Source organism: Halomonas sp. GFAJ-1 (assembly GCF_000236625.2).
GTDB lineage: Bacteria > Pseudomonadota > Gammaproteobacteria > Pseudomonadales > Halomonadaceae > Vreelandella.
This window is the reverse complement of record NZ_AHBC01000002.1, coordinates 1-21,356: the sequence shown is the minus strand read 5'-3', so window position 1 is coordinate 21,356 and position 21,356 is coordinate 1. Positions and strand designations below refer to the sequence as shown.

Below are 21,356 nucleotides of genomic sequence, written 5' to 3'. Positions count from 1 at the left end.
AACCAGTTGCCGAGAGGGCCGCTTTGGGTCGAACCCTGACTGTAAATTAACCTTAGCACATGACGAGCGTTAATTGAGCCATTCTTTGACCTCCACCTGATGGAGGATCATGCCATGAACGTTCCGACTGAAATCTCATTTACACCTTGGAATAAAGGCAAGTTGGTTGGGCAGAAGGCGCCTCTGCGCCTTCGTGATATCTGGGCTATACGTGTGCGCCTGCAGCTGGCCAAAAAGACGAGAGACCTTGCCCTCTTCAACCTAGCCATCGATAGCAAATTACGAGGCTGCGACCTCGTCAATTTACGTGTACGAGATATTGCTCATGGTGCGTGCATATCCCCACGAGCCATCGTGATGCAGCAAAAAACGCATCGACCTGTCCAGTTCGAAATTACCGAGCAAACTCGGATCGCTATTATCGACTGGATACAGCTTGCTCAGCTCAGGAGCGAGGACTTCTTGTTTCCCAGCCGAATCAATAGCGCAAAGCATCTGTCCACGCGCCAATATGCCCGTATCGTGAAAGCCTGGGTCACCGAAATAGGTTTAGATGCTTCAATCTATGGCACGCATACGATGCGCCGCACCAAAGCGTCGCTGATATACCGTCGCACTAAAAACTTAAGGGCAGTGCAGCTGCTCTTGGGTCACACGAAGCTGGAAAGCACCGTTAGATATCTAGGGATAGAGGTAGATGATGCGTTGGAAATGGCAGAACAGACAGAGGTTTGATATGGATAAACGACGGCCTATCCTTAGCCGTCGTTGTCCGGCCAAAAGCGGTATTTTAGGTAACACTGATTTAACGCCGCCCAAAACCAGAAGCAAAAAGCAGGTAACGAAGGAGCGGCGCTTTTTGCTGCCATTGTTGATGGGATTGATACTCATTTATCCTTCTCCCCCAGCTCAGCCCGTTTGGTTAAGCTGAAAAGGTGGCCAAACCTAACAGGAGAAGACTCAATGAACTTTTACACTAGCACTCATCGCCACTACTGTGGAATTGACCTACATGCCAGAAGCCTTTGGTGAACCACCGCAATAAGTGTGCCTCAATAGGTGTTTGCTGTAAGCCACTTACAGCCAATGATGACAGATGAAGTAGGATCACTGGCTCAGGGGCTTGATATTGGCTGCTTGCGCGGCTAATAAAACTCCTACGGCCTATTGACAGAGAGAAGGCTCATAGGTGTTAGGCATATTTCACTTCAGCAATAGTAATATTAAAAGGCCAATGATAATGATCCATGGCCAAACAGGCGCACGTGTATACCTACATGGTGCCGGTTGAGTTATTGCTCTAGTTTCATGCAGTTCATCTCGCAAGCTATGGAGTTCATGCCTAATTTCATTTTGACTATCAGTGTCTGCATCCTCTATGCGTTTCGACAAGCGCTCCACTTTTTCTACAATATCTTGCGCCACGGTATTGATATAATTATCCTTGCCCAAAAATGGTTCGACAGCATCTACAAGCTTATCCATTTTTTTCTCAACACGCCGGACTATCGCATCCGGAGCATTGCTGTACTCCGAATCCTCATCTGCAAACCATTCTGGATGTTCCCTAAGTTTACGCTCTTCGACAGCATTGTAGGTATTCGGAGCCCTCATAGATGAATGAGGATCGGGAACTTTCCAAGCTAAATCGCGTAATACTTCCCGACTCTCCGCGTTACGCCACAATTCGTTATTTTCAGCCATCGCATCGAAAGCAAGCCCGCCATCTCGCTCTATAAACGTGGGCCAGTCCTTGTACTGCCAAGGGTAGAATCTTCGGTAGAACGACTCTCTTTCCGATGGGTCGTTGGAGGAAAGAAGTTTATCATCGGCCTTTAGAACATCAGCAAGACGCGTTCTAAGGAAGTATGAATATGCCAGTGACCTGCGTCCGTTCTTGGGTTCCTGCTCAATTCTCCATCGCTCCAAGACTTCTTCAGGATTGTCATAGCCAACGGGTAACGCGGTGTTCTTCAGAAGTTCATACAGCACCCGGGCATTTGTCTTTGTTGTAGCTAAATGTCGCGCAAGCTCCCAAGCCAACGAGAATACTCTTGCATGACTAGACTCCGCCCAGCCGTCAAGAATCCTGTGGTCGTATTCAGCCGACATACGAGGATTTTTCCCTAACCAAATGAGCATCTTAATATATTGCTCTTCGGATATATCCGCAAATTCCTCTTTTCGTTCAAGCAGACATTCGAGCGCATCATCGTTTAGAAATCTGTTTTTAATCAACGCTTCAAGTTCTGCTTCTGAGCCACTCCGAATAAGCTTCCTAAGCTCGTCTTCCTGGAGCCAACCCTCATTAATTCGATTCATACGAGTACGTGGCCCAACATGTAGATTCGCTAGAGCAGCACACCGTGTTCCCACGTTACCTCGCCTGAACACCCTTCGAATCATTGGTAGGGAGTGGCCGAAGCGTGCAATAGCCAAGTCAATGAATGGATCCTTACGGCGAACCAACAAGTACTCCAGAATCTCAGGGGCTTCGAAAAGCCTAGGCGGCCCCTGATCACCAGTGTACCTGCGGGAAAATAACCAATCGTACGCAGCCTGTGACGAGCACTGGACAAGGAACGCCGCCTCTATTCGTTTCTCGCATCTATCCATTTTAAACGCCTAACAGTGTATTAGACTTCCCATCTTATGATTGAAAAAACGTTCCGGCACGTTTATCCGGCAAATGCAGCCTGTAAAAGTCTATAATATTCAAAATCATCAATTTCCATTAGGTTGTATCTCCAAAAATCGCGCGTCTGCTGCGTTTCCTGGAATAACCGCTTTGGGTCGAGCACCGATTGTAAATTATCCTTAGCACATGACGAGCATGAATTGAGCCATTCTTTGACCTCCACCTGATGGAGGAACATGCCATGAACGTTGTGACTGAAATCTCCTGTACACCTACACCTTGGAATAAAGGCAAGTTAGTTGGTCAGAAGTCGCCTCTGCGCCTTCGAGATATTTGGGCTATACGTGTGCGCCTACAGCTTGCCAAAAAGACGAGAGACCTTGCCCTCTTCAATTTAGCCATTGATAGCAAATTACGGGGCTGCGACCTTGTCAATTTACGAGTCCGGGATATAGCCCATGGTGCGTGCATATCCCCACGAGCCATCGTGATGCAGCAAAAAACGCATCGACCTGTCCAGTTCGAAATAACCGAGCAAACGCGTATTGCTATCATGGACTGGATACAGCTTGCTCAACTTAGAAACGAAGACTTCTTGTTTCCCAGCCGCATCAATAGCGCAAAGCATCTTTCAACACGCCAATATGCCCGTATCGTGAAAGCATGGGTCACCGAAATAGGTTTAGATGCGTCAGTGTATGGCACGCACACGATGCGCCGCACTAAAGCGTCGTTGATATACCGTCGCACGAAAAACCTAAGGGCAGTGCAACTGCTCCTGGGTCACACGAAGCTGGAAAGCACTGTCAGGTATCTAGGGATAGAGGTAGATGACGCGTTAGAAATGGCAGAACAGACTGAAGTTTGATGAGGCTGAACGACGGCCTATTTCGGGCCGTCGTTACTCGGCCAGAAGCGGTCTTTGAGGGACGTTGATTGATGTTTTGCTCTCTGGTAATGCTTACAACAGCAACGGAGATAAGCGACGTCAGAGCCTGCAGGGCTGAACTGCTTACGATTGTTATACAGTTTTATTTATCTATTTTTGTAAATTTCGTAACTTTTCTTTTTCTTCTAACTTTTTCCGTTGCATAAATAGGCCCAGCCAACTTTCTGATTTAGCAAGATTTGACTGAACAAGAGCAAAAATACTGATTATTGGGGCCGCAAAGAATACAAGCAACATTAACTGATAAATTAATTCATATGGCCATCCACTATCCACGATGAGTAGTACTACCACTATAAGCAAGAAAACATTTGAAATGATAGCCAGAACTCTCATTGTATCTCCAGAAACGTATAACGCCGCATTCAGCGGCTTGTCTGATGCAATTTTTTGTTAGGCGCATCTACACGCCCAACAAAGACTTTATGCCTTGATAACGGACTAAGCACTCCGTCTTTTACCAAGCCCCTTAGCAGGCCAACTCTAGTATGGCCTTCCATCAGGTGCAGTCCCCCGATAACTCCCGGCGTAAGCCCTTGGATGAACACAGGTGGACGCGACCATGTTTGATACCTTGACCAATGCGAAATTACGTCTTTCCGCTTATCGATGCACTGCCAGCCACGCTCTGCAAACTCCAAGGTACGGGACTCAACATTTCGGAACCAACGCATAAAACCTTCGTAGATAGTAGCCTTAATTATTTCTGAGGCAGGCAACGTGATAGAGGTCCAAGCTATGGCAGATAGATTAAGCTCTCCGTACTGTCTCTGAAACTCGTCTTTTCTGCCGTGGTGACAGTAGACCTGCTCAATTACCTTGAGCGGAGTTTCCGGAAGATAAACACGAATTGGATTGGCATATATGATTTCGGTTCTTTCGTCGTACCCTTGGCCGAGAAGATCGCTAAATTTCATGTGCGCCTAACAATTTTATTCATGCGAATGCGTGTTAATATTATCACCATTCTCTCAAAATTGCGTATAAACATAGAACACCTTTTCATAAACCATTTTTACCTAAACTTACAGTATTATACTCCAGAAATATGAGCACTCATATTACAGCCGGCACCTGAAAAACGCGCATTGTGAGCTTAGGGCTCCGCAAATATATAGTTTCGGGAACGTCCGCTCAGGGTCGAAATCTGCCTTAAGCAGCCCTCTGTACTCAGTCCAAAGGCGAAGCAAAACCACTTATCAAGATTTATGATCACCAAAATAGTCATCCGTCGCCACTAGCCCCAGGCGGTCATCTGTATTGAAGGCCTGCTCTCTGTCGCTATCTTCGCTGAACAAATTTTGCACACGGCGTTCTTGTTTGAAGTAAGCCAACGTGCTGAAAAAACAGCTTTCGCACAGGTGAACTTCATAACGCTCGCCGTCATGTTGAGCGCCATAGCCCCAATGGGCTTTGAGGGTGGCGTACTCAAGGTTGTCGTCTGCTACCCGTGTCGTGGTTAGGCATACATCGCACACCACATCGGTGACGGCTTCGACTTCTACTTTTTCAGTCACTTTCATGGCTATGCTCCTCGCCTACCGACCATGTGCTCACTAACATGGCATGTGCAATGCGTGTCTATCTCGGCGGATGCTCATCACCTGTGCGGGTGGCTGGAATAGGCTCTTCCATCTGCATAGCCTCCCAGTCCTCAATGCCTACAGGCTCAAATGGCTTCTCATATTTGCCAACCGAGCCCTTAAGCCGCTGCAGAGGGTCGCCGTTTGCTTTTACATCACTGAGCTCATTAGATTTTTCCATCTAAGTGCCTCCTGTAATGCGTGCGAGAGCATGAATGCATCATCGCAATAGACTCATTAACCTTAACCCACCCCAAGCGCTTTGACCACTGCATCAATCGGTTCGGCATAGAAGCTAGTTTGGAACTTGGTGAACAGCTCTCCGGGGATGGTGGGAATATCTATGGCGCTGCTCATGGGCAGGGTGACGCGCTTGCCACCGGCATCAAAAGCAACCTGCAGGCATTCCGCTAGGCTTGCGACGGGCTTTAGGCTGCCTCCCAGGCTCATATCACCCAGCACGACCATTTGGCTCTGAGTAGGTTTACCTACCAGGCCTGAAGAGAACGCGACCAAGCTGGCGAGCGAAAGGTCACGCAAAACGCCGCTATTTTGCAGATCGACCACATGGAGGTGAAAGTCGTGCTCTAGCACCTTACGGGCACCGCTAATGCGGCTGGCGTTGGCCTTGAAGTAATCAAAGGCCATTTTGACCTGCTCTTTGGCGGCGGTGGAGTTCCAGAGCCCTGACATGGCCAGCTTGCCGCTGCCCGCCGTGACCTGCATTTCGATGCGGTAAACCCCCGGCATGCCTTTATCGCTGAGGCCAATGGTATGCACCACGCCTGGCTTGCCCTGGCCTTCTGGAATCAGGCCGCCACCGCCCTGCTCTTTCACAGACACAAAGTGCTCTTCCAAGGTCTCTTTGTCGATGTAGCTGAAATGAACATCGTAAAACTCCATGCCACCAATCTTTTTCAGCTGCTCCTTCACGCGGCGGCGTACCTGCATGGCGTATTCCAGGCAATCGCGTACATCGTCTTTCATGTATTCCCCATGGGGGAACATCAGTTTCAGCAGGCCCGACACGGTTTTACGCACCGCAATCACGTCACGTTGGTTGAGGTTGTCACCCAACGAGAAGTAGCGATCAATAGCATCGGCGAAGTTGCGTTTGCGCATCTCACGGAAGAATTCAGCGAGGTAATCAACAATAAACCCATAGCGCTGAGTAAAAAACGAGGGCCGCATCTTGGGGATTTCCCAGCCGGGAATATAGGCATGGAAGCGATCAAAGAAGGCGGCATCAATCATGGCATCGGGGAATGGTGTCAATAGGTGGCTGGTTTTTACCAGCGACTCCACGCTTTGGTTGATGTTGCCCACAAACACCATCGAGGCTGAGGCTTCCATCTGTTCGCGCCCACGGGCAAAAGAACCAGAGGCCATGTAATCCTTCATGATCTGCACCCCATCCTTATCCTTGAACGAGATACCGGCCACTTCATCGAAGGCCACCAAATCCCACATGCCTACCAGGCCAATGCGACGCGAGCTCATGTTGTAGAACAGGTTGGCCACCGTGGTTTGCCCGCCAGAGACCAAAATGCTGTTGGGTGAGCACTCTTTATAGATATGACTTTTGCCTGTGCCCCGTGGCCCTAGCTCGCAGACGTTGTAGTTGTTCTCAACAAACGGAATCATCCGGGCCAGCAGGTGCCACTGTACGCTCTCATCTAGCTCGGCAGGCTCCATGCCAATCGAGCGAATCAGCACCTCTCGCCACTGGGTATTGGTAAAGCCACGCCGCCCTTCAAACAGCTCGTCCATATTCATGTGGGGCATCTGAATTGGCTTGAGCAGGCTGACGCCAAACGGTGACGATGACTGACCCTCTTCATGAAAATAGCTGAGCGTGGCAATCACCCAAATACCGCCTACCAGCAGTTTCTCGTGCTCTTTAACAATGCCTGCGGAGATCTCGGCATCTTTGATGCCTAAGTTACTGAACGCCGCTTCATAGCGGTCTTTTTTCTCGTTCAGGCGCACCGTGACACGATCAATCACCTTGAAGCTGCCGCGCTCGCGCACGATGGATTTCACTTTCTCCGCTTCATCCGGGCGAACGTAGTTATCCGTCAGAATCGCTTTAACGTTTTCCAATCCCGTAGCGATCACCTCCGCATCGTCTGAGGCGCAGTACATACCCAACAGGTACTCCAGCACGTAAACAGGCACGTTTGCGCCCTCTTTCACGCGTTGAGTGAGATCCTTACGCACCACGCGGCCCGCAAAGTGCGTGTTGAGCAGCGTATCCAGATCGGCATCCTGGAGGGCGTCAGTCACTTGCGTGGCGGAAGTTGAATCAAAATCCATGTGGGCGGTCACTCCTGAACGACGTTAAAAGCACAATGCACAAACATAAAAGCGTTCCCGCTGATGACTGGCCTAGAAAAAATCGTCTGTAAACGCGAGATCAATTACTACCCGGTAGCGCTCCCGTTCGGTGCCTAGGTCTTTATCCCGCAACACCAGGAAGTAGTCATTCTTGCGGTCGAATGACGTGCCTGATAGCGAGAGGCGCACCGACTTCATGCGCTCGGTCATATTGTCGCTTGCGCTATCGAAGGTCACGACCTCTTCACTGGAAACCACCTCGCTGCCCGCGTAAATCGCCACCGACAGCGTGACTGGGCGGAGGCGCTCGCTGACCGCTTCGGTTTGCAGCAGCTCAAAACGCTGAATGTTATTGACCATCTTCAGCGATGCCTTGGGTGAAATGACTTCCACCTTGCGACTGGTGCGCTTTTCCACCTTCTCGCCCCGAAGCTGCTGAACAGTAAGCACCGGCACCACAATTTCCTGGGGCATAATGCCCCCATGTACAAAACGCGCCCCGCCCACAAAATGAAAACGGTGCGCGCCTTTGGGTATCCAGAACTGGGTGTCACAGGTGGTGCCTGCGGTATCGCGGGTATGGCCGTGCCACACACTGGGGTTATCGGGCAGCGATTCACCCAGCACATAGCGCTTTTTGCTTTTGAAGGCCGATGTTGGCTTTTCTGACAGCGCCGTGCGGTCGGTAGCATCCAAGGCGCTACGCTGGAACAGGAAACCATGGTCGGCGGTGACCAGCACCGTGCTGGTGTTCAGGTGCATGAGAATTTTACGGGTCAGCTGATCCAGTTCATCAATGGCATCTTCCACCGATGCGAACGTCTCGCTTTCGGTGTTGGCGGCATCTCCACGGGCATCTACCACGTTGTGGTACACGTACATCAGCTGCACGCCTTTGATCTTTTCGCGCCCCTCTTCACGGCTCCAGCCTTTTACCTCGTCGGCGGTGACGGCTAACGCCTCCCCGCCTAGCGCGGCTTTGAGTAGCTTGCTGCGGTTCGCCGTGCCTTGGGTAGATTGGCCGTTCACCAACACCGTATCGCTGCCCGGCTGATAGCTGAGTTCCCGGTGCGGTAACAGCGAGGCCATCCCCAGGGTGGTGTAGCTGGGCACCACACCCAACTGGCTTTTTAACGTCGCTTCGCTGTAGCGCTTGGCATTAATGCGCTCACGCAGCTCTTCCGCCGCTTCATAGCGGAAGGCATCGCTAATCACCACCACCACACGCTTTTGGCGGCTAGCACCTAGCTGGGGCTGCACCCAGTCGCGGTAGAAGTGTTGCTGGCTGGGAATGTTCGGCAGCTTCCAGTGGGTGAGCCGCTGTTCGGCTTCTACGCGCTCGCTCCAGTTACGGGTGAGCTGGCCCAGGAACCACTCGTCGTAACAGCGCTCTACGGCGGCGTCCAGGTTTTTTAGCAGCTCCACGCCGGTGGCATCCGACGCCACCGCGTAATGGCGATAGGCGGTATCAAAACGGTAGAGATCGGTTTGGTACGCGTGATAAAGCGCCTCAACGCTCTCGTAATGAAAGCCTTTGGCATGCTGGTGACGCAGGCTAAACAGCGCAATAGCGGCGGTAAGCGCGGCGTACAACTGCCGATAGCGCTCGCGGCGGGCATCGTTTTTATGCCGCGATGCCCAGTAGCCATCCAAGCGCACCACAATGATGCTGTCGAATAGCTTCAGATCGGGGGCGTCCGCCGTGGGAATCGCCTGGCAGAGATCGACAATGATCTGCTTCTCCACCACCTCAAACGTCGCTACATGGCTGAGCTGCTCAAGCGGCACATCCTGCAGCTTGTCATCAATACGCTGGGCATCCGCTACCCACCCGGAAATCACATCGAACGCAGGGTAAAACCGCGAGCTATCCCGCCAGCGGGTGAGTAGCGCCCGTGACGTCGCGCGGGCATTGACCGAGGGAATGGCGACCTGACGCGCCCAGTCGGGAATATCAGAAATGCTTTCGCAGTAGCCGGTAATCAATAAACGCAGCATCAGCTGGCCGAAGTTCAGCGGCGCGTCACCGCTAAGCTCTGCTTGACTGGCGGGGTAACCCACCTCGGCCTGCAGGGCGCGCACCAGCGCAGGCACCAGGGCGTACTTTTCCGCTTCGACCAACGCCGCTGGGGTAGCCTCTAAACCCAACTCGTTAGCCACCGCTTCTTCAGCCAGATGGAACAGCAGCGTGGCGACGTCGAGGGACGTGGCCCCCACCACTACGGCCAGCATCGCTAGATCCAGCTCATCTTCACTAAGTGAGAGCGTAACCAAGCGCTTCAACGCTTCGATTCGCTTACGACTGGCTAAGAACGCCTGCCGCTGCGCCAAGTGCTCGCGCAGTACATGGCGGGTTAGGCCCAGCTCGTTGAAAATCATCGAGACACGGTCGGCGTAGAAGCGGCCAGAGTACAGCTTGATATCCAGCAGCCAGTCCTCTTCTGGGGCTGGCTCGGCAGTGGGAAAGTAGAGCAACGTCGGCGTCTCAGGCTCTTCCAGCTCCAGGCGTAGCTTCACGCCTAGGGTGGACTCCCCCGCCATGTTGATCACTTGAACGCCTTCTAACGCAAGCTCGCTGAGCGAATCCGCAAAATGGCCAGGGGCGTCGTACCAGAACACAATCCGATGGCGGTCGGTGAAGAAGGCGTGTTGTAAGCCCTGCTGGAGTTGGTCGAGCTGCATCTAGCCTCCGTGCCTGTACCGCACAAATCGACGAGCTATTGGGCGCTTCGCACCTGTGCGGGTGATCAATCATTAATAAAACATAAGAGAATGGCTGGATTCTATCACGCGTCGTAGGAAAAGCGCCGAGCCAGTGGCAACACCTTGCTCAGTACGCTTCCAGCCGGGATACCGCACGTTCAACCGGGGTTCGGTAGCTTTCTCCAAACAAAAGCAGATGGTTCAGTAGCGGATACAGCTGAAAAAGCGCCTCTCGCCTGGGCCAATCATCGGGGGCGCTGCCGTTCCAGTACGCCTCAAAGAAAGCCGAACTGGGCGAGCCGAACAGCGTCAACATCGCCAGATCCACCTCTGGGAAGTGTCGATAAACGGCGGGGTCAATGATCGCGGGGCCTTGGGGCGTGAACAGCACATTGCCTGACCACAAATCACCATGTACCAAACTCGGCGACACATCCGGCAGCCAGCGTTCTAACCCATGGGCCAACGATTCAAGGCGGTGTCGTAAACCGCTATCTAACAGCCTGTTGGAATAACACGCGTTGATGAGGGGGAGTAAACGCCGCTCTCGCTGAAAAGCGCGGCCATCCTGCATGGGCGCATTAGGCTGGGGTGTTTTCCCACAGGCGTTATCGCGGGGCCAGCCGTGCTCGTCCCCTGTCATCTCATGCAGCTTACGTAGTCCCTCACCCAGTGCCGCCTCATCGCTATGGCGGTGCGGTACTGTTTCCAATGCCTCCATCACCAGCCATTCACCCTGCTGGGCAATCACCGTCGGCAACACCAAGCCGCTATTAGCATTAGCGAGCGCCTTTAAGCCGTCGGCCTCACCGGCTAGCCGAGCGGGGTGGTCGTTCTTTACCACCACATCCCCCTCACGGGTCTGTAGCCGATACGTCGCGGCACTATCACCACCGCTGAGCGGCTGAAGCGCACCCAGGGGGCTAAGCCCCGCTTCATGTAACAATGCGGTAAGCGTGTGATTCATACGCTAACTCCCATAAACATTCACACTTAACTCAGTGCCGCACAACCGCAAGCCAAGACAGACAACCTTACTCCGAAGGCTCGCTCGTTACGCTTTTCACCAGTGCGATAGCACGGCGAACAACATCCACAGTGGCTTGCATATCTAACTGGCCGTTGTGATCTGCCTGACGGTAGTCTTCGCTATCGAGAGTGGCGACAACCATTGAGTGCCCGTGGCCAAATCGAGGGGGCTTCTTGGTTCTAAGGCCAAATGTTTCAGAGTGCGTCACGATCTTATGATGCCAATGACGCCGCAGCGCCGCTCTTTTTAGGGCCTCTGGTACGTCAATACGAAAGCGCAGCTCTTGGTTATCAACGAGCTGAATATGCAAAATATCCTCAAAGCCGCACCAAAATCCTAAAAAACCACCTGACTGGTTGGGCACATAGCCCCAGTTACCTTCGCCAAGCTGCTCCTTGAGTGCTTTGTAGAATCCTATCCAGGCGTACCCATCCCATTCCCCGAATGGCCGTGCCCGATAAGCTTCTACCCGTGTGTCCCAATGCTGAAGCCACGCTAAATAATCATGAAAAATAGCGTTACTTGTCCCAGATCCTGCTTCAAGCACAGCTAACACATCACGTCGCGAGAACGGCTGAAACCCATTGCGATAAATCGCTTTGTAGCAGCTCTGATCACCCGTTTTGAAGTATAACGCCAAGATATTCTCAGGCTGGTAACCCCTGCCCTGAATATCGGTAAGGTACTTAGCCAGCTGGTTGGAGTGCGCCTCCGTATGCGTTTTATCCTCAATGACGATGGCGTAGTTACCATCAAGCACGCACAACACATCAATATGCTTACTCTGGCGCGTTACACTAACCTCGGTAAACTGCGGCAACGGTTTGCTATGCTTTGCGAAAAAAGCAGCGATCAGCTCTCTCGCACACGCATGGAGCTGGGGGTCTGCTGACGCATACTGGGTATCTGCCCATGCCAATAACCATGCGATGAAGGCATCCTGCGATAGCTCTGTTGTGGCAAACGAAAATAGGTTGGGTTTTTCGAGCATGGTTGGTTCAACGGTTGTCATGTTATTACTGGAGATTAGTGAATCATTGTTGACGCATAAGTAACCCAATATTGCACTAAAGAGAATAATTAGCTCGGCGCAATATATTGTGCGCTAGGAGTTCACAACGCCTCATAGTAATGACGGATCATCTGCGCCATTAGCTTGCGACGCGCCGCGAGAAAATCTCGGTAGTTGTAAGCAGTGACGGTGTCCAGAAAGTCCGGGATAGCGTTCTCTCTCAGGTTAGCTTGAAGGTCTGCCTGATGAGTGATTTCACCTAACGTTAGCTCACCGGTGTCACATTGTGCCTTCACCTTGGCCATATAGGTTTGCGGGGGATAGTCTTTAATAGCGATATTGATGGGTGTTTCCGTCAGCGCAAAGTTGGCTACTTGGTTGTAGTCACCCTGTTTTGGGAAGCCATTCTTAATCAAATAATTCTTAGGAACAATATGATGCATATCACCATGCCCTTCGATCATCTGAGCAACATTTATCGACTTCGACAAAAACCCGCGGACACCCTTGCTAACTAGCGCTGCTAAGTAAATTTGGAACGCTGGACTACGCTTGCTAGGTGATACCAGTTCCTGCAACAAGGCCACTTTCCAGAAGCCATCGCCAAGCTCTGATTCTTCCAGAATGCGCAGGTAGCCATCAGCGCCGTGTTCGCTAATCCGGCGCAGGTCGGTTTCCCAGGTTGATTCGAAACTACCCACCGCACGGCCGGTGAGTAGTGTCATCACGAACCAACGTTTGACGATACGCGCCCGCTCGCCCTCGCTCAGCTGGTCGTCGTTGCGCAGCCGCAAATACAGCGCGTAGGCGAAGTTCAGTGCGTTCTTCGAGCCAATCATGCTAGCGTCGATAAAGCCCGCCGACTTAATCATCATCACAAAGCGTTCAAGGTGAGTCTTGCGCACCAATTGATCCAGCGCGTCGGAAAACCGCGCATAAGCAGCGGGGATGCGGCTTTCGTCAATCTTGCGAGTTTCTGGATCGAGACCGGAAAGCTCGCTGACAATCGCTCCGGCCTTGCCACGGCTGAAGCCCACCAGCCCTGCAATGCGGATCACATCGGTGTATTCTGGTTGAAACAACTCATCTGACTGGCGCTTGAGCCACTGGATCTTGTCCAAGTGTGGCGAGGCGGCAAATTCTTCATCGTTAGCGCGGATGTCGTCGAAGGCGTGACCGGACACAGTGAGATGGCAAAAATAATCAATCAGCTTACGCAGGTTGCGCCCTTCATCGCCATAGGTGGCGATCTTGCTCATGACGAAGTCGGCGCTGGAAAGTGGAACGCCCTTGGCGTTGATACGCACAAATATCTCAGCGACCGTTTCCACATCCAAATCATCGTTAAGAGAGATCACACCGACCTGGGCGTGTTCAATACCTGCGAGCTTCGCTACCGCAGCCTCGACCTGCCCCTCATCGACACCGGGGTTCTTGTCAAAATAGTGACGTAGAAAGGTCAGCTGGCTAGTGCCCGAGAAAAACTCGCTAATATCGTGAATCCACTGGCTGCTATTACTGATTGCCGGGGTGCGTGTAGCAAACTCCTCGTTCAACGGGTTGAACGCGATGGCAATGCGCTTTTTCTGGTAGCGCTTGCCCACCACCGGCTGCCCCGCCACCGCTGCACGCAGTGCTGTTACCCGCTGCTGGCCGTCAATCAAAATCTGTTGATGAGCCGCCACGTCGCCGCCTTTCAGCTTGGCGCCTACTGACTGCCAAGTGATCAGGTAGCCCACCGGATAGCCGTTATATAAAGAATCCATCAGGTCGCGTACCTGGGATGTTTTCCACACGAATGGCCGTTGCAGCTCCGGGATGGCAATCTTGTCGCTGCGCACATCCGCCAAAACTTGGCTTACTGCGGTCTGTTTTACTTCGTATTTGGCCATGCCTGATCCTTGTTGCGCTTGTATTGTTGCCGGATAGCTTTATCCATGTCACCTAGCGCGCATAAAGCTTTCAAAACGACTTGATCTTAGATGCGTGTGATTTTTTTCCGGATCTTGACGCTAGCCATCTTTAGAGTGGAGACTGATAGCTCTCCAGCCATACTTATTTTTCGCTTTATCAAAAGCGGCTACTGCAACGCCCTTCGCTTGGCAGTTATCTGTTTGTGTAGATGCCAGAGATGCATGAACAAATATATCGCCATTCACAAAGCCAAACCCTCTATCGGTAACGCTTAGTGTGCCGTCAAATAAACGAATATCAGGGGATTCAAAATGGTCGCCAATGTTCACTGACACTACCTCGGGTTTATCTGAGGATAAATCGCAGAGCACCTCAAGGGGCGTGCCTGGCTCGGGAAAATTACGCTTGGGAAAAACGCCTTTTCTCGCAGAAAGTGTCATATCACGGGATACGTAAATATTCGCGCCTTTTAAAGAGGCATGGACATTTCGCAGAATGCCGGCATAACGCTGTGGCTTGGCAATAGTGTATTGCTCAGCGCCTGTCGATAAGCTACGAGTAATTGCATCAAAGTCACTGTAATCAACTGAGGCATCGAACCAGGGGGATGAGGTCAACTCCAAGATATTATCCCGGGGCGTCCATCCATTCTGGCTGTATATCTCCAACAGCTTACTCAGTGCCTTAGATGCGTTCTCGTTCTCTCCGATCTCATGGAATCGCTCGGCGATCTGAACCAGGCCCTGGATACTGAATTTCGGGTCATGGGCAGAAGATAATCCATTTGCCAGAAGTTTGATTGCAACATAAGGCTCATCTTCATAAGTCTTCGCTAGGCCAAACCAGGCCCATGACTCATTGCGCTTACGTTGAAGAACTGTCAGATATGCGTCTCTCGCCCTTTGCAGTTCATCGGCCTGCAAATAGACTTTGGCCTTGTCGTACGCTAGCCAGACCTTTCCTGCAGGCGAATCGTCCGCGACCTCTTCAGCATATTTGAGAAACGCTACGATCCGAGGCGCTGACAATGTGCTTCCTTCACTGTTAAGCAGGTAGCATGCAGCAACCATTCTAGCCAGCTTCTGAACGGTGCTGGGTGATTCGCCTTTGTCGGTAACAAAGGGCTTATGGTCGTCAGCATTAAATAGCTTACTCCCAGACATCAATATAAAGGAGCAAATAGGTTCACAAAACTTTCCGATCTTGTTGAAAAGATTCCATAACCTGAAATCAATGTTATCGCTCGGCAGGGTAAGCTCCAAGTCAGATATGCGTGACGCCCACAGATCGATCGCCTGTTGTTCAGATGGTCGTGGAGTATTGTTTTCACGTGATTTGATAGGCTCTGCTTTCAATTTTAGTGCCGCATAGATCACCCAGAATAGCGATGTTTTCAAAAATTCATTGTTCTTATCTTGCTGTAACACCTGATAGCCAGCCTGCCAGGCTCCCTCTAAATTATTGTTTGATTTGAGCTCCCTGATATCGTCAAAGATACTCATGCTAGGGCCTCCATAGCATTGGTAAAGCGAGTGATCGCTTTTTCTGAAGTTGCTCGGCTAATTCGTATGGAGCTAACCATACCTCGTTTATCTGCATTGATATGTACATCTACAGCGTCTTCGCCTCCTACAAATACCAGTTGAAGGAGATAAGCACTTTCGCTGGCATGAGCAAGGCTGAAACCATGAAGCGTCAGTTTTTCTAAAACTGCATCAAAGGCGTCTTGCAGAGCAGGACTTTGGGCTTTAAATGGCTCAACAATCAGCTTATCAATGATTGTTTGATCTTCTGGATTACCACAGATGAAGACCTTTGTGGTGATAGTTTTCTTCTTGTCGTAGTGAAGGCGTACGGCGACATTAGCTTGCTGATCGCGCTCAATGAATTTAACTACCACCTGAAATGGATACTCGTTCCACTCTCCAATGCGCCATGCTGATTTCTCCAGGCGCTCGCGCAAAGCCAGCAGCAGTGGCAATAACTCGATATCGCTAAATCCTGGGGGTGGAACAATAAATGCTTCTTGCTCTTTCGGCTGCCGAGCAGAGTCGTAGAACAGTCCTGCATTGACGGCAAACGGCCCTACTCGGAGATCATGGGCTCGGCTAACAGTGGCGTAAATCAAGGGTGTGAGCGCAGGCATCTGTCGAACGACCAGCTGTTCTTCAGCGATGGTAGAGGCAGTGTATAGCCAACGAAAATAGTCAGCATTGTTAGGTTTCCCACCCGAAGAGCTGCGGGATGCGTTCACCCACACACAGGGCCAATGTCGCCCCTGAGCTCTATGCAGCGTCATGACATGCGCAGGGCGAATCAGAGCAGCAGTCGCGTAACCCTGGGCTTGGAGAACCTTGTATTCGTAACGGTCATAGCTTGCACGGGCTTCCGCGTAGGCCGGATCTTTCTTATCTGGCAGCCTTGCCTTCTGTTCAGCTAGCAATGGTTTGGCAAGCTGACGGGCCAGTACCTGTAATGCAAGCACTTGGTCTGTGGTCAGCTCAGGACGCTCTGCTTCGTAGAAATCTATCAGATAACGGAACGTTACCTCACCGACACCGGGTAAACGACAGTGAGCAAGCTGGAAGCGCAGGTCGGTAGGCTTGCTTCTTCCGCGTAACTGCACACTATGTGTTTCAATACCCTCATCGACACCATCAATAAGCGCTATTTCACCAGCACTTATCCAGCGCAGTTCAGAGCTCGCCCAAGTTTCAGAATCAGCAGCAATGATCGGTGTACGGTTGTAGAAATCGACCCGATCCCTGATACCCAGTCGTAATGGACTTGTGTGGCCCAAAATTCTGGTTTTAACAGCAGCGTTGATTTTACGGCTTTGTTCATGAGTAGCACAAAGCAGTATGGATTCCGCGCACACATTACTGACATCTGGCTCCCAGTTAGCCTTGTTGCCCTCATGCTGGATCTGCAATCGCTTTCCGACAACACGGGGCAGAGAGTTGAACCGGGTGTTGATCACGCGGCTGACTAAGTGGGATTGAAACTGACTCAACGCATCTTGCGGATCAGGCACAACCTGTTCAGACAATAGCTCCCCCACTACAGACAACTGCCGATATTCCAACAAGCTATCACTCATCAGGCTACGTTGCTGCGAGCCACGCGGAGTCTGGTATGGGTCGCCGATGACCACAAATGGGGCTTTATACGACTCTATTACTGACAGAAAATCCTGAATCAAATGACCAGAACCATAACGCCTGTCGGTTGTGCTGAATTCTTCGTCACTCAGCAGGTGTGCATCAACAAGAACAGGAATCTGGCGTGGCGACAATAAGCCTTGTTTTATTTTGTGAACACCGATTTTGCGGTCATTTATGATCTCAAAATTATCTGGTTCACGGCTATATAGCCAAGTATATATGGATGTGGGTTGTGCCTGCGGATGATGATAAGTACCGGATAACCGCGCACTGGGAGTAAGAAGCAGCACTTCGTATCCAGCAGCGCCAATTTCCTCTACTACGTGGGGAAATAGAAAGCGCTTCCCCGTTGAAGCCATGCCAGCTAAACGGAATAAACCGGTCGCATTCTGTAACCAGTGACGTAACTGCTGTAGGAGCACGCTTTGTTTATGTGTGAAAGCAGCGTTTGTGCTCGTATTTTCCAGCCTTTCACCCAATAGTCTCACGTCGGGTACGCCAGCTGGTTCATAGTGCTCAATACCCAGCTGCTTGATCATTCGCTCGATACCTGTCGGAGGAAGCGAAATTTCCTTGCTAACGATGGCGTCCAGATCTCTCACAAGCTGACGTTCATCAGTGATATGAAACCAAGGTTTGATGCCACCGGGTAGGTGGCCTGCATCAAACTCTACCGCTCCCTCAAAAACGACCAATGCTGCAGTATGCCGCCAGTTACAAGCGGTATTGAGATCAGCCATGTTGCGACTAAGAAAGTCGATCAGGGCATGTTTATTGATCGTAAGCTGGCGTAGTGGGTTAACGCTGGCACCGCCTTTAACTTCCACGCTATGGCCGGACTCATTAGTCATCACCCATGGCCCGCTTTCAGAAAACGCCAGGGTTCCACTGAACGCCTTGAAATCAATAATGATCAGCGCGTTGGGCTTTATGACCAGCGCATCTAGTTCCCGGCCACCAACGTAAAAATTGGCTAACAAGCGCCAATCTTGATTGGTGGACAGACAATGCATGCTAAGAGCATCGTACAGTCGGTCGAATGCCTTGTTTTCATGTGTGTGATCAAATTGTCTCCCGCGATATGCCTTCAATGCCATCCTTGCAATTCCTTAATTTTCGGCAAAGGTATTATTAGCCTGCCTTTTCGCCCGTCACGGTCTTCACTTCCGCCAACAAACCCCCAAACTTCCCGTAATTCACCTTCACGCCGTCATCCAGATCCAGCGAGATGCGTTGGTCGGCGTAGTGGTGGAGCTTATCGTCGAAGGTGTTGATTTCAGCTTGTTGTTTATAAAGCTTGCTTAGCTCTTTCTCAATCGCTTTCGCTTCGGCGGCGGAAGTGCTGGCCTCTTTGTCTTGCTCTAGCTTTTCCACGTAGCTGGCGAGCTTGGTAGTGAGCGGAATGAAGTAGTCGGTGCGCATCTCCGCCAGGGTGCTTTCGTTGTAGCGGCGAAAGGTATCCAACAGCCAGTCCTCCTCGAACGCGAGTTCAGCGCGAGGGAAGTAGAGCAGCATCGGCGCCTCTAGCTCATCCAGCTCCAGGCGCGTTTTTACGCCCAGGGTCGACTACCGCGCCATATTGAGTATCTGCACACTGTTGAGTGACAGTTCGGGCAGTGCATCGGCAAATGGCCCGGGGCGTCGTACCAGAATACAATCCGATGCATGTCAGTGAAGAAGGCGTACTGAAGCCCCTACTGGAGTTGGTCGCGCTGCATCTAGTCTCCTTGCCGATTGAACACAGTAAAGTTACTTACCGCCGACATCACGGAAGCAGGTATGAAAAACTCCATGAGGCAGCTCTTCATGATTCATAGGCGTCCTGGATTTCATACCTGAGGGCTTTGACCTCATTTAACAGTGATGTGATTTCTTCAGATAGCTCCGTACTATTTTCGGCCTGACTTCTAATTTCGCCTAAAGATTTATCGATTTCACTGATCGGTTCTAAAAAAGCAGAGGCAATAAAGGTTAAAACCTGTTCATCAAACACATCTTTTGTACTTTTTGCATACTCACGAAACCCTTTCCGAATATCACGCCTAATTTGCAAGATTTTTTTCTCATGCTCAGCTTTCTGATAATCATCAAGGATTTGCATACCAACACCTACGACTGCCATTGCTGGGCCAAGAAACTTTGCTCCTTTGCCGATCTTATCGGCAATTTTCACGGCTTCCCATGGACCAAACTTATAGTTGAACAGCTTCCCAACGCCTTTTACTATGTCGTGAAGTTGGCTACCCGAGACTCCCCCTAAACCAGACTTACCAGATGCACTTATTGCACTCTTAGAAACAACAGAGAACCCTTTTTCTGCTGAAGTTAAAAGGCCTTTTGTAAGCGCATTGCTTAGCACTAATGGGTCATTACTTGAAAAACCACTTAAATCACTTTCGCCTGACCTTAGGTCAAACTCTTTAGCTTCTCTTAGAGCCTCCATAACTTTGATGGCAGCTGGTGTTGTAGTAAGATCTGCTAGCTCTTTTTCCAAGTCTTCAACGATTTCAATAGAAACTTCTTTAATGCTTTCCATTGCAGAATCTGTAAGTTTTTCACACTCATATATTGCTTGATCTTGAGTTTTTTGAAATTCGTCAGAGTCATTACCAATGGAGTCAGCAAGTTGATTGCCATTTTCTATAACGCGAACATCAAAATCGTCAAGGATTGCCCGTACTTTCTTTTGATAATCACGCTTATTGTTGTTGAAAATTCGCTTATATTGACTCAAAACACTAACAACACCTCTACTCAAAGGGTTGTCAATAGTCAAGCTGTCAACTCTATCTTGCAATTTATTTTGATATGTTTGAAGTGGCGTGGTAAGTCTTGAATAAATTCCTTTTCTAGCAACAAAGCTATCAATTTCTTTAATAAATCCATCACGATTTGAGATCGCTATTAGCTCTTTGCGTTCTTCTTCATCCTCTTCATCTAAAGCATCAAAGTAGGACTCTGCATCCGTAAAAACAATAGGAAAATCTTCTGGTATTTTTGGTTCTAAAACCTTCGTTATTCCAGAAATCTTTGTTGCTTTGTTGGCCGCATCGCTTTCAAATTTGTTAATGATTATCATCAACTCATTAGCTCGACCTTTTTCGAAACAAAGGTTCCGGAAAGAAGCGCCCACGACATCATCAAAAAGCTCATTGGTGATTACATAAGCAATGAGATCTGCTCTATCAATTGCATCAAGTGCTTTTACATCGTGGTCTTCACATTGCCCTGCTAAAATACCTGGTGTATCCCAGATTGATAGAGAGTTGTATCTGTACTCTGCAACAGAGTCGGTTGTTACACCTGCGCCAATTTTTACACTGTCATTGCTCGTTAGCATCTTTATTAAAGAAGACTTTCCTGCGCTATACTGCCCCGCAAATACTATGCTAAGACGCGAGGAACCCTTATCTAAGGTCGATAGATCCCCGTTACCATCGACACTTCCTAACAATTTGACTACACGACCGCCAAGTTCATCAACTTTATTTGTGAATATGCTATAAAAAATATCCGTCATTTTCTTACTCCAGGTTAATCGCTAATAATATTAATTTGGCATGAACAAAGGGCAGCAACCATTTTTATTCTTCTATGGTCTTTTCCAATAACCTTGCCCACGTTATCTTTCTTTACACGGATTTCAACAGATTTCTCATCGAAAACACTAACTTCTTCAACAAGACCGCGGTATAAGTGTAAAATCTTACTTTTTATATCTTTATCATATACTACTCGTACATTTTCTCTCATTGTCAAGCCCAATGACCGCAAAAGCGATGAGTCCCTAAAATAACCATCAACGATGAAATAGCACGCATAGCCAGGGACTCTGACTATTTTTTTCACTCTGGGAATTTTAAAGTGCTCGCCAGTTATGATAAATGCAACCTTATGCAATAGTCTTATATTTATCTCTTGAGCCACATTATTTATTTTCTCCTCTTTTTCTTCAAGATTTTTAGAGATCTCTTTTATAGAGCCACATAACACAAGTAAATTGTTTTTAGCTGGACTAACTAACTC

16 protein-coding genes are annotated in these 21,356 nt (G+C 50.0%); 2 read left to right on the top strand and 14 right to left on the bottom strand.

The genetic code is table 11. The features are described from left to right. Positions 1-114: 114 nt before the first annotated feature. A complete protein-coding gene (locus MOY_RS00355) occupies positions 115-735 on the top strand; it encodes a tyrosine-type recombinase/integrase (RefSeq protein WP_009095237.1) in 621 nt (206 codons plus the stop codon). Between the two features lie 468 nt (positions 736-1,203). Here the strand turns inward: MOY_RS00355 and MOY_RS00350 are convergent, their stop codons facing one another. Further along, positions 1,204-2,322, bottom strand: a complete 1,119-nt coding sequence (locus MOY_RS00350) for a hypothetical protein (protein ID WP_139029264.1) — start codon at positions 2,320-2,322, stop codon at positions 1,204-1,206. A gap of 557 nt (positions 2,323-2,879) precedes the next feature. Here MOY_RS00350 and MOY_RS00340 point away from each other — a divergent pair. Next, positions 2,880-3,506: a tyrosine-type recombinase/integrase gene (locus MOY_RS00340; RefSeq protein ID WP_009095234.1), complete on the top strand. Its 627-nt coding sequence runs from the start codon at positions 2,880-2,882 to the stop codon at positions 3,504-3,506. 171 nt (positions 3,507-3,677) lie between these two features. On the opposite strand, the gene MOY_RS00335 is transcribed toward MOY_RS00340, so the two are convergent. From MOY_RS00335 to MOY_RS17235, 13 genes are all read right to left on the bottom strand, one after another. Beyond that, a complete protein-coding gene (locus tag MOY_RS00335) occupies positions 3,678-3,923 on the bottom strand; it encodes a hypothetical protein (protein WP_009095233.1) in 246 nt (81 codons plus the stop codon). Between the two features lie 863 nt (positions 3,924-4,786). Next, positions 4,787-5,110, bottom strand: coding sequence for a hypothetical protein (locus MOY_RS00325; protein ID WP_009095231.1), 324 nt, complete (start codon positions 5,108-5,110; stop codon positions 4,787-4,789). 58 nt (positions 5,111-5,168) lie between these two features. Then, positions 5,169-5,351, bottom strand: a complete 183-nt coding sequence (locus MOY_RS00320; protein WP_009095230.1) for a hypothetical protein — start codon at positions 5,349-5,351, stop codon at positions 5,169-5,171. A 62-nt stretch (positions 5,352-5,413) separates the two neighbouring features. Continuing rightward, positions 5,414-7,486, bottom strand: coding sequence for a protease Lon-related BREX system protein BrxL (gene brxL / locus MOY_RS00315; RefSeq protein WP_009095228.1), 2,073 nt, complete (start codon positions 7,484-7,486; stop codon positions 5,414-5,416). A gap of 72 nt (positions 7,487-7,558) precedes the next feature. Continuing rightward, positions 7,559-10,189 carry a BREX-1 system phosphatase PglZ type A gene (gene pglZ, locus MOY_RS00310; RefSeq protein ID WP_009095227.1) on the bottom strand — a complete coding sequence of 877 codons (2,631 nt, stop codon included), beginning with the start codon at positions 10,187-10,189 and terminating at the stop codon, positions 7,559-7,561. A 148-nt stretch (positions 10,190-10,337) separates the two neighbouring features. After that, positions 10,338-11,177: a fructosamine kinase family protein gene (locus MOY_RS00305; protein ID WP_009095226.1), complete on the bottom strand. Its 840-nt coding sequence runs from the start codon at positions 11,175-11,177 to the stop codon at positions 10,338-10,340. A gap of 67 nt (positions 11,178-11,244) precedes the next feature. Next, on the bottom strand, positions 11,245-12,252 hold the full coding sequence (locus MOY_RS00300; RefSeq protein WP_035539647.1) for a PD-(D/E)XK nuclease family protein: 1,008 nt from the start codon (positions 12,250-12,252) through the stop codon (positions 11,245-11,247). 101 nt (positions 12,253-12,353) lie between these two features. Beyond that, positions 12,354-14,144 (bottom strand): GmrSD restriction endonuclease domain-containing protein, encoded by a 1,791-nt coding sequence (locus tag MOY_RS00295; RefSeq protein ID WP_009095218.1) that lies wholly within the window; start codon positions 14,142-14,144, stop codon positions 12,354-12,356. A gap of 120 nt (positions 14,145-14,264) precedes the next feature. After that, on the bottom strand, positions 14,265-15,668 hold the full coding sequence (locus MOY_RS00290) for a tetratricopeptide repeat protein (protein WP_009095216.1): 1,404 nt from the start codon (positions 15,666-15,668) through the stop codon (positions 14,265-14,267). Then, entirely contained in the window at positions 15,665-18,427 is a 2,763-nt protein-coding gene (locus MOY_RS00285) for an NERD domain-containing protein (protein ID WP_035539645.1), read from the bottom strand. Before MOY_RS00285 ends, MOY_RS00290 begins: the two co-directional genes overlap by 4 nt. A gap of 34 nt (positions 18,428-18,461) precedes the next feature. Further along, positions 18,462-18,845 (bottom strand): hypothetical protein, encoded by a 384-nt coding sequence (locus tag MOY_RS00280; RefSeq protein WP_009095212.1) that lies wholly within the window; start codon positions 18,843-18,845, stop codon positions 18,462-18,464. 289 nt (positions 18,846-19,134) lie between these two features. Beyond that, positions 19,135-20,850: a LeoA/HP0731 family dynamin-like GTPase gene (locus tag MOY_RS00275; RefSeq protein WP_009095210.1), complete on the bottom strand. Its 1,716-nt coding sequence runs from the start codon at positions 20,848-20,850 to the stop codon at positions 19,135-19,137. A 14-nt stretch (positions 20,851-20,864) separates the two neighbouring features. Beyond that, positions 20,865-21,356, bottom strand: a 492-nt coding sequence (locus tag MOY_RS17235; protein ID WP_009095208.1) for a hypothetical protein, incomplete at its 5' end; no start/stop codon positions are given.

Coding starts and splice junctions, on each gene's coding strand:
- MOY_RS00340 (WP_009095234.1), top strand. CDS start 2,880: ATGAACGTTGTGACTGAAATCTCCTGTACACCTACACCTTGGAATAAA.
- pglZ (WP_009095227.1), bottom strand. CDS start 10,189: ATGCAGCTCGACCAACTCCAGCAGGGCTTACAACACGCCTTCTTCACC.
- MOY_RS00290 (WP_009095216.1), bottom strand. CDS start 15,668: ATGAGTATCTTTGACGATATCAGGGAGCTCAAATCAAACAATAATTTA.
- MOY_RS00325 (WP_009095231.1), bottom strand. CDS start 5,110: ATGAAAGTGACTGAAAAAGTAGAAGTCGAAGCCGTCACCGATGTGGTG.
- MOY_RS00350 (WP_139029264.1), bottom strand. CDS start 2,322: ATGAATCGAATTAATGAGGGTTGGCTCCAGGAAGACGAGCTTAGGAAG.
- MOY_RS00305 (WP_009095226.1), bottom strand. CDS start 11,177: ATGAATCACACGCTTACCGCATTGTTACATGAAGCGGGGCTTAGCCCC.
- MOY_RS00300 (WP_035539647.1), bottom strand. CDS start 12,252: ATGACAACCGTTGAACCAACCATGCTCGAAAAACCCAACCTATTTTCG.
- MOY_RS00335 (WP_009095233.1), bottom strand. CDS start 3,923: ATGAGAGTTCTGGCTATCATTTCAAATGTTTTCTTGCTTATAGTGGTA.
- MOY_RS00275 (WP_009095210.1), bottom strand. CDS start 20,850: ATGACGGATATTTTTTATAGCATATTCACAAATAAAGTTGATGAACTT.
- MOY_RS00285 (WP_035539645.1), bottom strand. CDS start 18,427: ATGGCATTGAAGGCATATCGCGGGAGACAATTTGATCACACACATGAA.
- MOY_RS00355 (WP_009095237.1), top strand. CDS start 115: ATGAACGTTCCGACTGAAATCTCATTTACACCTTGGAATAAAGGCAAG.
- MOY_RS00320 (WP_009095230.1), bottom strand. CDS start 5,351: ATGGAAAAATCTAATGAGCTCAGTGATGTAAAAGCAAACGGCGACCCT.
- MOY_RS00295 (WP_009095218.1), bottom strand. CDS start 14,144: ATGGCCAAATACGAAGTAAAACAGACCGCAGTAAGCCAAGTTTTGGCG.
- brxL (WP_009095228.1), bottom strand. CDS start 7,486: ATGGATTTTGATTCAACTTCCGCCACGCAAGTGACTGACGCCCTCCAG.
- MOY_RS00280 (WP_009095212.1), bottom strand. CDS start 18,845: ATGCTGCTCTACTTCCCTCGCGCTGAACTCGCGTTCGAGGAGGACTGG.